General features: G+C 69.1%; 14 protein-coding genes. 7 read left to right on the top strand and 7 right to left on the bottom strand.

Annotation, left to right across the window (positions count from 1 at the left end; all coding sequences use genetic code 11):
- Positions 1 to 9: 9 nt before the first annotated feature.
- The 7 genes from M5E06_RS24755 to madL form a co-directional block, all read right to left on the bottom strand.
- Positions 10 to 1452 carry a bifunctional enoyl-CoA hydratase/phosphate acetyltransferase gene (locus M5E06_RS24755; protein WP_252140475.1) on the bottom strand — a complete coding sequence of 481 codons (1443 nt, stop codon included), beginning with the start codon at positions 1450 to 1452 and terminating at the stop codon, positions 10 to 12.
- A 446-nt stretch (positions 1453 to 1898) separates the two neighbouring features.
- Positions 1899 to 3176: a phosphopyruvate hydratase gene (gene eno, locus M5E06_RS24750; RefSeq protein ID WP_252140474.1), complete on the bottom strand. Its 1278-nt coding sequence runs from the start codon at positions 3174 to 3176 to the stop codon at positions 1899 to 1901.
- Between the two features lie 72 nt (positions 3177 to 3248).
- Positions 3249 to 4130 carry a formate/nitrite transporter family protein gene (locus M5E06_RS24745; protein ID WP_252140473.1) on the bottom strand — a complete coding sequence of 294 codons (882 nt, stop codon included), beginning with the start codon at positions 4128 to 4130 and terminating at the stop codon, positions 3249 to 3251.
- 204 nt (positions 4131 to 4334) lie between these two features.
- Positions 4335 to 5999: a diguanylate cyclase domain-containing protein gene (locus M5E06_RS24740; RefSeq protein ID WP_252140472.1), complete on the bottom strand. Its 1665-nt coding sequence runs from the start codon at positions 5997 to 5999 to the stop codon at positions 4335 to 4337.
- 216 nt (positions 6000 to 6215) lie between these two features.
- Complete coding sequence (locus tag M5E06_RS24735; RefSeq protein WP_252140471.1) at positions 6216 to 6920, bottom strand: GntR family transcriptional regulator; 705 nt, start codon at positions 6918 to 6920, stop codon at positions 6216 to 6218.
- 73 nt (positions 6921 to 6993) lie between these two features.
- A complete protein-coding gene (madM, locus tag M5E06_RS24730) occupies positions 6994 to 7761 on the bottom strand; it encodes a malonate transporter subunit MadM (RefSeq protein ID WP_252140470.1) in 768 nt (255 codons plus the stop codon).
- A 5-nt stretch (positions 7762 to 7766) separates the two neighbouring features.
- Entirely contained in the window at positions 7767 to 8189 is a 423-nt protein-coding gene (madL, locus tag M5E06_RS24725) for a malonate transporter subunit MadL (RefSeq protein ID WP_252140469.1), read from the bottom strand.
- A gap of 362 nt (positions 8190 to 8551) precedes the next feature.
- On the opposite strand from madL, the gene mdcA reads away from it, so the two are divergent.
- From mdcA to M5E06_RS24690, 7 genes are read left to right on the top strand one after another with little or no spacing between them, the layout of a single operon-like run.
- Positions 8552 to 10195, top strand: coding sequence for a malonate decarboxylase subunit alpha (mdcA, locus tag M5E06_RS24720; RefSeq protein ID WP_252140468.1), 1644 nt, complete (start codon positions 8552 to 8554; stop codon positions 10193 to 10195).
- Between the two features lie 10 nt (positions 10196 to 10205).
- On the top strand, positions 10206 to 10526 hold the full coding sequence (mdcC, locus tag M5E06_RS24715) for a malonate decarboxylase acyl carrier protein (RefSeq protein ID WP_252140467.1): 321 nt from the start codon (positions 10206 to 10208) through the stop codon (positions 10524 to 10526).
- Positions 10523 to 11398: a biotin-independent malonate decarboxylase subunit beta gene (locus tag M5E06_RS24710; RefSeq protein WP_252140466.1), complete on the top strand. Its 876-nt coding sequence runs from the start codon at positions 10523 to 10525 to the stop codon at positions 11396 to 11398. The genes mdcC and M5E06_RS24710 overlap by 4 nt, the downstream gene beginning before the upstream one ends.
- A gap of 3 nt (positions 11399 to 11401) precedes the next feature.
- Positions 11402 to 12106, top strand: coding sequence for a biotin-independent malonate decarboxylase subunit gamma (gene mdcE / locus M5E06_RS24705; protein ID WP_252140465.1), 705 nt, complete (start codon positions 11402 to 11404; stop codon positions 12104 to 12106).
- On the top strand, positions 12096 to 12761 hold the full coding sequence (mdcG, locus tag M5E06_RS24700) for a malonate decarboxylase holo-[acyl-carrier-protein] synthase (protein WP_252140464.1): 666 nt from the start codon (positions 12096 to 12098) through the stop codon (positions 12759 to 12761). Before mdcE ends, mdcG begins: the two co-directional genes overlap by 11 nt.
- Positions 12758 to 13633, top strand: a complete 876-nt coding sequence (gene mdcB / locus M5E06_RS24695) for a triphosphoribosyl-dephospho-CoA synthase MdcB (RefSeq protein WP_252140463.1) — start codon at positions 12758 to 12760, stop codon at positions 13631 to 13633. The genes mdcG and mdcB overlap by 4 nt, the downstream gene beginning before the upstream one ends.
- Positions 13630 to 14547, top strand: a complete 918-nt coding sequence (locus M5E06_RS24690; protein ID WP_252140462.1) for an ACP S-malonyltransferase — start codon at positions 13630 to 13632, stop codon at positions 14545 to 14547. The genes mdcB and M5E06_RS24690 overlap by 4 nt, the downstream gene beginning before the upstream one ends.
- Positions 14548 to 14586: the final 39 nt, after the last annotated feature.

Below are 14586 nucleotides of genomic sequence, written 5' to 3'. Positions count from 1 at the left end.
GGTAACGTCCTATTCGGCGGCCAGCGCGAGCTTGGGCTGGCGGTGAGCGGCGGCGACCAGCGAGGCGACGGCGCAGGAGGCGAGCCGGGCCCGCACATTGTCGGCGCGGCTGGTGAGGATGACGGGGACCTTGGCGCCCAGCACGATGCCGGCGAGGTCGGCGTTGGCCAGGAAGGACAGCTGCTTGACCAGCATGTTGCCGGCCTCCAGATCGGGGGCGAGCAGGATGTCCGGCTGGCCGGCGACGGGGGAGGTGATGCCCTTGGTGCGCGCCGCCTCGGCGGAGATCGCGTTGTCGAAGGCCAGCGGGCCGTCGAGGATGCCGCCGGTGATCTGGCCGCGGTCGGCCATCTTGCACAGCGCGGCGGCTTCCAGCGTGGTGTTGATCTTCGGGTTGATCGTCTCGACCGCCGACAGGATGGCGACGCGTGGGGTGGCGACGCCCAGCACCTTGGCGAGGTCGATGGCGTTCTGGACGATGTGGACCTTGTCCTCCAGCGTCGGGTAGATGTTGATCGCGGCGTCGGTGATCAGCAGCGTCTTGGAGTAGGTCGGCACATTCATCAGGAAGACGTGGCTGATGCGGCTGGCGGTGCGCAGGCCGGTTTCCTTCTTCACCACCTCGCCCATCAGCTCGTCGGTGTGCAGGCTGCCCTTCATCACCGCCTCGGCCTCGCCGGTGCGGGCCAGCGCCACGGCGGCGGCCGCGGCGGCGCGGCTGTGGGCGGCGTCGACGATGCGGTAGCGGGCGATGTCGAGGCCGTTGGATGCTGCGACCTTGCGGATGACGGCTTCCGGCCCGACCAGGATCGGCTCGATCAGCCCGGCCTGGGCGGCTTCGACGGCACCCTGGAGAGAGCTGGCGTCGCAGGGATAGGCGACGGCGGTGACGACCGGCGGCAGCTCGTCGCACTTGGCGAGCAGGGCGTCGTGCTTGTCGTGGCGGATCATCTGGATCTGCGGCAGCTCGTGCGCCGGACGGGCGACCTTCTGGGTCGGGGCGATCACCTCGGCGGTGCCGAGCACGACGATCTCGCCATCCTGGTTGGTGCAGACGCAGTCGAAGACGACGACGTTCCTGGCCGGACGCTTCTCGATCACGGTGACGGTGGCGGTGACGATGTCGCCGAGGCCGACCGGGCGGCGGAACTGCAGGCTCTGGCCGGCATAGAGCGAGCCGGCGCCCGGCAGATAGGTGCCCAGCACGCCGGAGATCAGCGACCCCGACCACATGCCCGGCCCGATCACCTTCTGGAACCGGCTGTCGGCGGCGAATTTGGGGTCGAGATGGGCCGGGTTGATGTTGCCCGACACCGTGGCGAACAGCTCCACATCCATCAGGGTGAGCTGGCGCGACAGGCTGGCCGACTGGCCGATCTGGATTTCGTCGAAGGTCACATTCTCGACCACGGCGCAGGCGCCATTGCCGGAAGCTTCACCACTGGCACGCATTTTTGAACACTCCGGTTGACCGGGTCGAGCAAGCGGCCCGTTTTTACGGTCCGATGGGGCGGCGTCGGGAAGGGACGGAAGCGATTGCCGTCCAGTGTTTCATCCGAGGGCGTCGCCCGTTTTGCGCTAGCGTTCTGCGCCGCGCGGGGAACCGTAGATATATTAATATATTAACTGTGCATCGCAACATGGAACTGCTGGAAAGCCCGGCCCTTGACACTTTGCCGCAGAGGGCGGCCGGTCTGCTTGGCGGGGCTTCCCCCTCCCCCCGGGGAGAGACGGGAGGAGGGGGCACAACGGCGGGACGCCTCAGCGATCAGGGCGTCCGCCGCCCGTCCTTGAAGTCCCTTCAGGTGCGTTTCCGGGCCGCCGTGATGCCCCTCCGGGGGTGGGAGAGGGCGGGCGGAGGGATTGCCGGGCAGGGGACTTCAGGAAGCTCGTGAAACTCAAGCCTTCAGAATGCCGCGGCCGGCGAAGCGGGCGGCGACGCCGAGCTGCTCCTCGATGCGGATCAGCTGGTTGTACTTGGCCAGACGGTCCGAACGGCTCAGCGAGCCGGTCTTGATCTGGCCGCAGTTGGTGGCGACGGCGAGGTCGGCGATGGTGCTGTCCTCGGTCTCGCCCGAGCGGTGCGACAGCACGGCGGTGTAGCCGGCCTTGTGCGCCATATCCACCGCTTCCAGCGTCTCCGACAGCGTGCCGATCTGGTTGACCTTCACCAGGATCGAGTTGGCGACGCCTTGGCGGATGCCCTGGGCCAGACGCTTCGGGTTGGTGACGAACAGGTCGTCGCCGACCAGCTGCACCTTGCTGCCGATGGCGTCGGTCAGCGCCTTCCAGCCTTCCCAGTCATCCTCGGCCATGCCGTCCTCGATCGAGATGATCGGGAAGCGGCCGATCAGATCGGACCAGTAGGTGACCATCTGTTCCGGCGACAGCGACTTGCCTTCGCCGGCCAGTTCGTACTTGCCGTTCTTGAAGAACTCGGTCGAGGCGGCGTCGAGCGCCAGCATGACGTCGTCGCCCGGCTTGTAGCCGGCAGCCTCGATCGCCTTCATGACGAAGCCGAGCGCCTCGTCGGTGGAGCCGATGTTGGGGGCGAAGCCGCCCTCGTCGCCGACATTGGTGTTGTGGCCGGCGTCCTTCAGCTTCTTCTTGAGCGACTGGAAAATCTCGGAACCCATGCGGATGGCGTCGGCGCCGGTCTCGGCGCCCACCGGCATGATCATGAATTCCTGGATGTCGATCGGGTTGTCGGCATGGGCGCCGCCGTTGATGATGTTCATCATCGGCACCGGCAGCAGCGAGGCGAAGGCGCCGCCGACATAGCGGTAGAGCGGCAGGCCGGCATCCTCGGCGGCGGCGCGGGCGACGGCCAGCGACACGCCGAGGATGGCGTTGGCGCCGAGCCGGCTCTTGTTCTCGGTGCCGTCCAGATCGATCATGGCGAGGTCGATGGCGCGCTGGTCGTCGGCGTCCAGACCGGCGAGCGCGTCGTAGATCTCGCCGTTGACCGATTCGACCGCCTTCAGCACGCCCTTGCCGCCGAAGCGGGACTTGTCGCCGTCGCGCAGTTCGACCGCCTCATGGGCGCCGGTGGAGGCACCCGACGGCACCGCGGCGCGGCCGAAGGCGCCGGTCTCGAGGGTGACGTCGACTTCGACGGTGGGGTTGCCGCGGCTGTCCAGGATTTCGCGGGCGTGAATCTCGGTGATGACGCTCATGGGAAGGGATGTCCGGTTTCTTGGGGGATGGCATTTCGTGAAGTGTCGGGAGACGTTTGGAGGGCGCAGCTCTCAGCGCAGCTTCGGGCGCCGGTAGATGAACCAGTAGACGGCACCCACCATCACCGCTCCGCCGATCCAGTTGCCGAGCGTGACCGCGGCGAGGTTGACCAGATAATGGCCGACCGGGATCGACGGCGCGGCGCGGCCGAGATCATGCCAGAAGCTGTCGGGCGCACCCCATTCGATCAGTAGGCCGAGCGGGACGAAATACATGTTGGCGACGCAGTGCTCGAAGCCGGCGGCGACGAAGGCGGCGACCGGGAAGGTGATCGCCAGGATCTTGTCGCCGACGCTGCGGGCGCCGAGCGCCAGCCAGACGGCGAGGCAGACCAGCACGTTGCAGAGGATGCCGAGGAAGAAGGCCTGTGTCGTTGGCAGTGAACTCTTGGCCACTGCGAAATACAGGGCGGAGGCGCCGACGGCGCCATGGCCGAAGGTGTATTGCCCGGACAGGAAGACCAGCAACGCCGTGCCGGCGGCGCCGACGAAGTTGCCGATCCACACCGTGGTCCACACCCGCAGCATCTCGCGGGCATGCAGCCGGCCGCTGGCCCAGGCCATCACCATCAGCGCATCGCCGGTGAACAGCTGCGCGCCGCCGACGATCACCAGGATCAGCCCCATGGAAAAGACCAGACCGCCCAGCAGCCGGGTCACGCCGTAGGGCAGCATGCCTTCGGCGCCCGCCATGGTGACGGTGGCGAACAGGCCGCCCAAGGCGATGAAGGCGCCGGCCAGCACCGCCAGGGCGAACAGGGTGGGGGTGTCGTAATGGGCCTTCTTGACGCCCAGATTCTCGGCGGCGAGCGCGATGGCGTCGGGCATCAGCGCGTCGAGTGATTGCGGGGTGGGCTGGCTCCAGCCTCCCACATCCTTGCTGTCCATGTTCATCGGTCGATGTCCTCGCTGCCGCCATGTAGCTTTACTACATACTCCCGTCGGGACGACGCTGGCAAGCGCACCGCCTGGGCCATTCGGTCGCAGGGGAGGGACGCATATCGAAGAGGGTGGCACAAGGAAACGGCGGATTTTCAAGGGTATTGCAAGAGCGCCGCATCGCTCTTGCGCCGGCTGCGCTTCTGTAGTGTTGCTACATCATGCCGGACGAGCGTTCGGGCGGGCGCCGCAGACGACGAAGCAGCCCCGGCCGGCATGCTTGGCCCGGTAGAGCGCATCGTCGGCGGCCTTCAGCAGGTCCTGCGCATCGTCCGCATCCTGCGGGAACAGCGCGATGCCGATGCTGGCGCCCACCGACAGCGTTTGGCGGCCGAGCGTGATCTCCGCCGACATGGCATGGATCAGCTTGTCGGCGATACGCTCGACGTCGGCAACGGACCCGGCGCCCTCCAGCAGGACGGTGAACTCGTCGCCGCCGATCCGCGCCACGAGGTCGGAGGCGCGCAGGCAACCGGTCAGCCGCTCCGCCGTCACCCGCAGCACCTGATCGCCGGCGTCATGGCCGAGCCGGTCGTTCACCGGCTTGAAGCCGTCCAGATCGATGAACAGCAGGGCCAGCGGCTGGCCGATGCGCCGTGCACGGGCAAGCGCCCCGTGGGTGCGGGCGAAGAACAGCCGGCGGTTGGGGAGGCCGGTCAGCGGGTCGTGGTTGGCGAGATGGTCCTTCTCCGCCTCGCTGCGCCGAAGCATCTCCTCCATCCGGCGGCGGTCGGTAATGTCGCGGGAGATGCCGACGACGCCCAGGATGCTGCCCCCCGGATCGCGGCAGGCGGTCTTGACGGTCTCCATCAGGCGCCGCCGGCCGTCGGGGTAGACGAACCACTCTTCACCGCGCGTCATTCCCTCCCGCATGGTGCGCAGGTCGGCCTGACGGCGGCGCTCTGCCGTTTCGGCATCGACCATGTCGAGGTCGCGCAGCGGGCGGTCCGCATCCGGCTTCCAGCCGACATAGTCGAGGGCGGCATGGTTGTAGTTCAGATAGGTGCCGCCGCAGTCCTTGAAGAAGACGATGTCCGGCATCGAATCGATCAGGCTTTGCAGGACGGCCCGTTCATGGTGCAAGGCCTCCAGCGTGGCGCGGCGCTCGGTCACGTCCTCCATCAGCCACACCTCCCCGCCCTGGGTAAGGTAGGCGAAGAAGCGGATCCAGCGGCGGCTGCCGTCCTTGCAGGTGACCTGCAGTTCGGTCAGCACCGAGGCTTCCGCCAGCCGTGCCGTGTCGTAGCGCTGGCGGACCTCATGGTCGCGGCCGGGGTAGGCGGCCCCGAACCACGCATCCATCGACGGAAGATCCTCCTGCCGGTAGCCGGTCAGCCGTTCCGCCGCGCGGTTGATGAAAATTCGCTCGCCCTCGACATAGGCGGCGGCCATCGGCAGATGCTCCACCATCCGCGACAGGCGCATCTGCGGCGAAGGTGGAGCATCGGCGGTGGTGGCGGCGGCGGCGACGGTGGCGAGCGGCCTGCCATGGACAAGCATCACCAACCGCCCGTCCGTCAGGTGAAGCCCGCTGCAGTCGCAGGACAGGACGGCCTGCGCGGCATTGGCCGCCACCGTCCAGCACTCGCCGACCCGCTCGCCGGCCGAGAGACGCCGGGCATATTCGGGAAGCCGCTGCCGGACCGCATCGGGAAGGCCGCCGCCGCTCGCGGCGAGGTCGCGGGCAGACCGGGCGCCCCAAAGCGCACAGGCCGCCGCATTCGCCCACAGGGTGCGGCCTGTCTGCAGATCGACCAGCCAGATCGGATCGGCGATCAGGTCAAATGCCGATAAATCATTCGTAGACCAACAATGATCGGACATTTGGCTGGTGCAGGCTGCGACGCCCATGGTGGCAAAAGCCCAAGGTGATAGGTTCGGGCATTTTATGGGAGAGAAACGTTAAATTCATACGAATACAATTGTGGGGCGACCCGGATTGCGCTGGTAAAGCAGGATCGGGAATCGGCGCGCCAGTAATATTCGCTCGCGACGCCGATGGAATATTTCCGCGCCGCGCCCGGCCAACCGGTCGCCCGGTCAGGTGAGGTCCAGTTCCTGGATGTAGCGGGTCAGCGCGCAGCTGGCGTTCAGCATGTGGGCGCGCATGCAACGGGCCGCCTCCTCCCCGTCGCCGCGCGCCATGGCGGCGAGGATCTCGCCGTGCTCGGCGTGGGAGGTCGCCAGCCGGTTGCCGTGGCGCAGCTGCGTGCGGCGGAAGGCGGCGAGGCGGGCGCGGACGCCGACCGCCTGTTCGGCCATGAACTGGTTGTGGGTGGCGTGATAGATCGCCTCGTGGAAGCGGCGGTTGAAATCGTCATAGGCGCCGAGATCGCCGCCCGCGACCATCTCCGCCGCCGATTCATGCATGGTCTGCAGCCGGCTGCGTTCCACCGGCGTGATGCGGTAGGTGGCGAGGCGGACGCACATCGCCTCCATCTCCGCCGTCATTTCGAACATGTCCATGATGCGCTCGGCCGTCATGGTGGCGACGACCACACCGCGGCGCGGCCGGACCTCCACCATGCCGGTGGTGGCGAGCTGGCGCAGGGCCTCGCGAACGGGCGTGCGGGAGGCGCCGAACCGCTGGCCGATCTGCTGTTCGTCGAGCGGGGTGCCCGGCTTCAGCCGTCCGGTCGCGATCTCGTCGGCCAGCGCCAGCCGGATCTGGTCCGACAGCAGGCCCTTCTCCTCGGCGACGAGGTCGGTCTCGGACGCGGGGAACTGGGGGTCGAACTGGTCCAAGGCTGGATCTCCGGAGCGGCGTCGCCAGGGGGCAGGATAGCGGGGCTCGGCCGCCGGTGGAAGGATGGTCCGGTCAGCCGCCCATCAGGGCGCGGGTGGCGATGAACAGAACCGACGGACCCATCAGGCAGCCCAGCCCGGTGTAGAAGGTCGCGGTCATCGCGCCATAGGGGACCAGCTTCGGGTCGGTGGCGGCCAGCCCGCCGGCCACGCCGCTGGTGGTGCCCATCAGCCCGCCGAAGACCATGGCGCTGCGCGGGTTGTCCAGGCCGATATAGGGCGCCATGAATGGCGTGGAAATCATCACCAGCACCGACTTCACCAGCCCGGCGGCGATGCTGAGCGCCATCACGTCGGAGCTCGCCCCCAGCGCCGCGCCGGTCACCGGCCCGACGATGTAGGTGACGGCGCCGGCGCCGATGGTGGTCATGGCAACCGGGTCGGAATAGCCGAAGGCCAGCGCCACCGCGGCGCCGACGACGAAGGACAGCAGCACGCCGGTGAACAGCGACACCACGCCGCTCAGCCCCGCCTTGCTGATCTCGCCGAAGCTGACGCCGAAGGCGGTGGAGACGATGGCGAAATCACGCAGCATTGCCCCGCCCATGATGCCGATGCCGGACAGCAGCTTGATGTCGGCCAGCCCGTTGTGTCCGCCTGTGGACACGCCGCCGGCATAGGCGAGCGCCAGCCCGATCATGATGGCGATGGCGGAGCCGTGCAGCCGCCCGTTGGTCAGGAGGCGCGACAGCCAGTAGGACACCCAGATGGTGGCGCCGACGACGGCGAAGGCGGTCAGCAGGCCGTTCTTGACGAGAACGCTGGTCAGGACGTCGAACATGGTGGTCACTCTCCGCTCTTCAGGGGCAGGGCGCAGGCGGCATCGGCTTCCGACATTTCATCACGTTCGTCCGCCGGCTGGCCGATACGGGCGATCACCGGGACCAGCGCGAAGCTTAGCACCACCGCCAGAACCCCGGCGATCAGGGCGGCCGGACCACCCTTCACCGCCGCGACCACGTCCTGCTGCGCGGCCATGGCGACGACGATGGGGATGTACATCGCGCTCCAGAACAGGATGCCCTGTTCGGCCAGCGCGTTCATGCGCAGCGTCCGCTTCAGATGGTCGGAGAACAGGATCAGCAGCAGCATGGCGATGCCGACGCCGCCGACATTGGCCTTCACCCCGATCAGGATGCCCAGCAGATCGCCGACCACCAGCCCCGCAAGCATGCAGGCCGACAGCAGGGCGACACCATAGACGACCATGGTCCTTCTCCTCTCCGTTGCTCAAGCCCGCGAAGGGGGCGTGGGGACAGTTTGCCGAGTGCGCGGCAGCCGGCGCCCGGCCACGGCTTTCGCCTTCGGGCACGGATTGCTCGATTTAAAGATTGTTTGTGTTGCCACGGTATACGGCAATCCGGTCTTCTCCGCAATGTGTATTCGGCAGCGCCAGAATTTTTGTATGTGTATACAAATTTGGCCTTCACGGGCGGTCTTGGATACGGCAAGCTGGCATTCACATCGCAAGCGAGAGGGAGGGACAGCATGTCCGCACAGGTCAACCGCCAGCCTGTCGGGCGCGGAGTGTGCGCGCCGACGGCCCGCCGGCATCGCGGGGGCTGACCGCCATGCGCGATTGGAATCTGCAGGGCCGCAACCGCGACGCCCGGCTGGCCCGCGCCGCCGGACTGACTGATGGAAAGCGCGTCGCCACCGCCGATGCCCGTGCGCTGCTGGAAGCGGTGCTGGAACCGGGCGACCGCGTCTGCCTGGAAGGCAACAACCAGAAGCAGGCCGATTTCCTGGCCCGCACCCTGGCCTCGGTCGATCCGGCGCGGGTGAACGGCCTGCACATGGTGCAGTCGGTCCTGGCCCTGCCGGAGCATCTCGATGTGTTCGAGCGTGGCATCGCCGCGAAGCTCGACTTCTCCTTCTCGGGCCCGCAAGGCGCGCGGCTGGCGCGCATGGTGGCGGACGGGCGGATCGCGGTCGGCGCCATCCACACCTATCTGGAGCTGTTCGGCCGCTATTTCGTCGATCTGACGCCCAGGGTCAGCCTCGTCGCCGCCCAGGCGGCCGACGCCGCCGGCAACCTCTACACCGGCCCCAACACCGAGGACACGCCGGTCATCGTCGAGGCGACCGCCTTCAAGCGCGGCATCGTCATTGCCCAGGTGAACGAGCTGGTGGACAGGGTTCCGCGCGTCGACATCCCCGGCGGCTGGGTCGATTTCGTCATCCAGAGCCCGACGCCGCACTACATCGAGCCGCTGTTCACCCGCGACCCGGCGCAGATCTCGGAAATCCAGGTGCTGATGGCGATGATGGCCATCAAGGGTATCTATGCCGAATACGGCGTGCAGCGGCTGAACCACGGCATCGGCTTCGACACCGCGGCGATCGAGCTGCTGTTGCCGACCTACGCGGACTCGCTGGGGCTGAAGGGGAAGATCTGCCGGCACTGGGCGCTGAACCCTCACCCGGCGCTGATCCCCGCCATCGAGGCCGGCTTCGTCGAGAGCGTCCATTCCTTCGGCTCGGAGCTGGGGATGGAGGCTTACATCCAGGCGCGGCCGGACGTGTTCTTCACCGGCGCCGACGGCAGCATGCGCTCCAACCGCGCGCTGTGTCAGGCGGCCGGCCATTACGCCTGCGACCTGTTCATCGGATCGACCCTGCAGATCGACCTTGCCGGCAACAGCTCCACCGCCACGCTGGGGCGCATCGCCGGCTTCGGCGGTGCGCCCAACATGGGGGCCGACGCCCGCGGGCGCCGCCATGCCAGCCAGGCCTGGTTGAAGGCCGGACGGGAATCGCGGGAGGGCAGCGGCCAGATGCCGCGCGGCCAGAAGCTGGTCGTCCAGATGGTGGAGACCTTCCGCGAGCATATGCAGCCGGCCTTCGTCGACCGGCTCGACGCTTGGGAACTGGCGGAGAGCGCCGGCATGGAGCTGCCGCCGGTGATGATCTACGGCGACGACGTCACCCACATCCTGACGGAGGAGGGCATCGCCAACCTGCTGCTCTGCCGCACTGCCGAGGAACGGGAGCAGGCGATCCGCGGCGTCGCCGGCTACACGCCCGTGGGGCGCGGGCGCGACCGCCGCATGGTTGAGAATTTGCGCGACCGCGGCGTCATCCGCCGGGCGGAGGATCTGGGCATCGACAAGCGGATGGCGACCCGCGACCTGCTGGCCGCGCGGTCGGTCAAGGACCTCGTGCGTGCATCGGGCGGCCTGTACGACCCGCCCAAGCGCTTCCGCAACTGGTGAGCCGAACCCCATGGAAACCCTGACCTACGAATATCGTGGCGGCCATCCTGTGGCCTCCCCGCCGCCGTCCGTCCTGGTGGGCGTCGTCGGCTCCGGCAATCTGGAAGTGCTGGTGGAACCGGCGGCGCTCGGCGGCCTCTGCCGCGTCGAGGTGCAGACCGCCGCGGTCGGCTTCGGTGCGACATGGCAGGCGGTGTTGGACGACGTTTTCGCCCGCCATCCGCTGGCCGACGTCCGCATCTCCATCAACGATGTCGGCGCCACGCCGGCCGTGGTCGGCCTGCGGCTGGACCAGGCGCTGGACGCCTTCGCCGGAGGATCGCAACCATGACCAGCTATTACGAGGACAGCGCCCGTGGCCGGCTGGACGGGCTGCTCGATCCCGGCAGCCTCATCGAGATCCTGCCGCCGACCGAACGCATGGTCAGCCCGCACCTGCGCCAGCTCGACACCCCCGCCGCCTTCGACGACGGCATCGTGGTGGGCGAGGGGCGGCTGGCCGGCCGCCGCGTGCTGGTCGCGGCGCAGGAGGGCGGCTTCATGGGCGGCGCGGTGGGCGAGGTGCATGGCGCCAAGCTGACCGGCCTGCTGGAGCGTGCGCTCGACAGCCGGCCCGACGGCGTGCTGCTGCTGGTGGAATCCGGCGGCGTGCGGCTGCATGAGGCCAATGCCGGGCTGATCGCGGTGTCGGAGGTGATGCGCGCGGTGCTCGCCGTACGCGCCGCCGGCATCCCGGTGATCGTGCTGGACGGCGGCACCTTCGGCTGCTTCGGCGGCATGGGCATCGTCTCGCGCCTGTGTGACGCGGTGGTGATGAGCGAGGAAGGGCGGCTCGGCCTGTCCGGTCCCGAGGTGATCGAAACCACCATGGGGGTGGAGGAGTTCGACAGCCGCGACCGCGCGCTGGTCTGGCGCACCGTCGGCGGCAAGCACCGCTATCTGCTGGGCGAGGCGGCCGGTCTGGTCGAGGACGATGTTTCCGCCTTCCGTGCCGCCGCCTTGGCGTTGCTGGACGGCAAGCCGGACCTGTCGCTGGCGGCGCTGGAGGCGGAGCATGCGGCGCTCGGCAGCCGGCTGGAGCGGTTCGGCGATTGCCGCGACGCGCTCGACATCTGGGAAAAGTTGGGGGTGGAGGAGCCGGAAAAGCTGCCGATTCTCGACACCGCCGACTTCCTTGCCACCGTCCGCGACCGGAGAGCCTGAGCCATGAATTTGACCATACTTCTGGACCGGCTGTTCCCGGACGGGCACGACACTGCCGCAGACGGCGTCTATTTCGACGGCAGCGGCCGGGTCTATGGCGCCGAGGTGGCGGTGATCGGCACGATCGACAACACGCCGATCGGCATCGAACTGGCCTTCCGCATGGCCGGCGCGGTGCTGGAGGTGGTGCGCCGCCATCCCAGCCGGCCGATCCTGCTGCTGGTCGACACCCAGGGCCAGCGGCTGAGCCATCGCGACGAACTGCTGGGCATCAACGGCTACATGGCGCATCTGGCCAAATGCATCGACCTCGCCCGGCGCAACGGACACCGGGTGCTGGGGCTGGTCTATGGGCAGGCGGTCAGCGGCGGCTTCCTCGCCACCAGCCTGCTGGCCGACCGCTGCTATGCGCTGCCGGATGCCGAGATCCGGGTGATGAACCTGCCGGCGATGGCGCGCGTCACCAAGATCCCGCTGGAACGGCTGACGGAGCTGAGCGCCTCCTCCCCGGTCTTCGCTCCGGGCGTGGAGAATTACCGCCGCATGGGCGCCATCACCGCCCTGTGGGACGGCGACCTCGCCAGTTGCCTTGCCGAGGCGCTGGCCGCGCCGGTGGACGGCGATCCCCGCCGGGAGTTGGGCGAGGAGCGCGGCGGGCGGATGCTGGCCCGCAAGGTGGCCGACCGGGTGCGGCGCGATGCCGCCTGACCCCTTCTATTGGCCGCGCCACGGCTGGGTTCGGCTGGGGGAGGGCTGGGCGGACGGCCTGCGCTCCCCTCTGACCGCGGCGGAGTTGGCGGAGGTGGCGGACTGGTGCGCGGTCGGCCGGCCGCTGGTGATCGCGCGCGGCCGGCCGGGGGATGGGGCGGGAGAGCTTCGGCTGGGCCTCGCCACACCGGACAAGCGGCGGATCGGCCTGCATGTGGCGGCGGACGCGGTGGCCGTCCGGCTGGAGCCGCTGCGGTTGGCCGAGGCGGTGGACGCGGCGCCAGAGGCTTGGCGGCCGATGCTGGTGGAACTGGTGCGGCGGGCGCAGGACGTAGGGGTGACGCCGGCGGTTTACGGCTCACTGGCTTGGCAGCATCGGACGGGGTTGGGCTATGTCCGGCCGGACTCTGACGTTGACCTGCTGTTCGTCCCGCGCGACCGCTGGCAGTTGGACGGGCTGCTGGACCTGCTGACGGCGGTCGGTGACGGCAGCCCGCGCCTGGACGGGGAGATCCTGCTGCCGGACGGTGCGGCGGTCGCATGGCGGGAACTGGCCGGACGGCCGGCCCGCCTGTTGGTGAAGGGGCCGGCGGAGGTCAGCCTGCGCGACCTGCCGTCCGTGCTGGCGCTGTTCGACAGGGAGAATGCCGCATGACCCGCAGCAGCGCCGCGGTTTCCTTTGTCCCGGTCGATCTTGTCAGCCCGCTTGCGGCAATGGTCGGACGCACGGCGGTTCGCGCCCTTTATGCCGAACTGGCGCTGCATCCGAAGCCGGGGTTGGTCAGTCCGCTCGACAGCGGCAGCCATGACGACATGGACATGGGCACCTTCCTGCGCAGCCTGTTCGCCCTGCGCGGCTATTTCCGCGCCATCGCTGCGGCGGGTGCGGAGGGCGCCGGGTTCGTGGTTTTGCGCGACCTCGGCATCGCTGCGGAGCGTCGGATGCTGGTGGCGACCGGCGGGATCAACACGCATCGGGGGGCGGTGTTCGGCATCGGCTTTCTCGCCGCGGCGGCCGGCTGGCGGATGCGGCGGGGGATGTCGCTGCAGGGAGCGGCGCTGGGCGAGACCGTCGTGGAGCTGTGGAGTGACGGGATTCTTGGCGCGGCACCGCAGGCGCCGGACAGCCACGGCGCGCGGGCGGTTCGGCGCTATGGCGCCCGTGGCGCCCGGCAGGAGGCGGTGGAGGGTTTCCCGACGCTGTTCTCGCTGGCCCTGCCGGCGCTGGACCGCGCGCTGGACGCTGGTGCCGATCCGGAACGGGCGCTGGTGCAGACCCTGTTCACGCTGATGGCGGAGTTGGAGGACACCAATCTGTTGCATCGTGGCGGCCCTGCCGGTCTGGCCTTCGTCCAGGGCGAGGCGCGCCGCTTCCTCGACCGCGGCGGGGTGTTCCGCGACGATTGGCGGGATGAGGCGTTGGCCCTACACCGCGCCTGCGTCGCCCGCCGGCTGTCGCCCGGCGGCAGCGCCGACATGCTGGCGGCGGCGCATTTCGTCCATGCCCTGCGGGAGGGCTGGGCATGAGCCTGGGCATCCTCTGTTCCGGCCAGGGCGGGCAGGGGCCGGGCATGCTCGACCTGCTGCGACGGGAGCCGGCGGCGCAGGCGGTGCTGGACCGGGCCGCCGGCGTCATGGGGCAGGACCCGCGCACGCTGGTCGCCGGGTCGGAGGCGGAGATGCAGCGCAATGCCGTCGCCCAGCCATTGCTCTGCGCGGTCCAGGCGGCGACCTGGGCGGCGCTGCGGCCCCACCTGCCGCCGGTTCGGGCGGTCGCCGGCTATAGCCTGGGGGAGCTGTCGGCCTACCATGTCGCGGGTGGGCTCGACGCGGACGAGTTGTTGCGGCTGGCGATGCGACGGGCCGAGGCGATGGACCGCGCCGACCCGGAGCCGGGTGGGCTGTTGGCCGTGCGGGGATTGGACCGGGTGCGCTTGGAAACGCTCTGCCGTGACCACGGCGCCGACATCGCCATCGAGAACGGTGCCGACCGGTTTGTGGTGGGCGGGCACAGGACGGTGCTGGAGGCGGTGGAGGCGGCGGTGCAGGCGCTGGGCGCCACGGTAACTCCGCTGCCGGTCACCGTGGCCTCGCACACGCGGCTGATGGCGCCCGCCGCGGGAGAGTTCGGTTCGATCCTGGCGGCGAGCGGCTTGCAGGCTCCGCCATTGCCGGTGCTGGCCGGTATCGACGGCACCCCGGTCTACACGCGCGAGCGGGCGGTGGCGGCGCTGACCCGCCAGATGACGGAGACGGTCGCCTGGGCGGCTTGCCTGGACGGGCTGGTCGAGATGGGCTGCACCGTCCTGCTGGAAACCGGACCCTGCAACGCGCTGGCACGGATGGCCGCCGAGCGGCACCCCGGTCTGGCCGTCCGTGCCGTCGCCGATTTCCGCAGCCTGTCCGGGGCTGCGGCCTGGGTGGAGCGGCAGCTCGGGTGAATGGGCTGTCAGCTGGCACAAGCTTCCCTCTCCCGGGGC

Origin of the sequence: Azospirillum sp. A1-3 (assembly GCF_023806445.1) — a bacterium.
GTDB lineage: Bacteria > Pseudomonadota > Alphaproteobacteria > Azospirillales > Azospirillaceae > Azospirillum.
The sequence above is the reverse complement of the archived record's forward strand: the minus strand, read 5'-3'. Positions and strand labels throughout refer to the sequence as shown.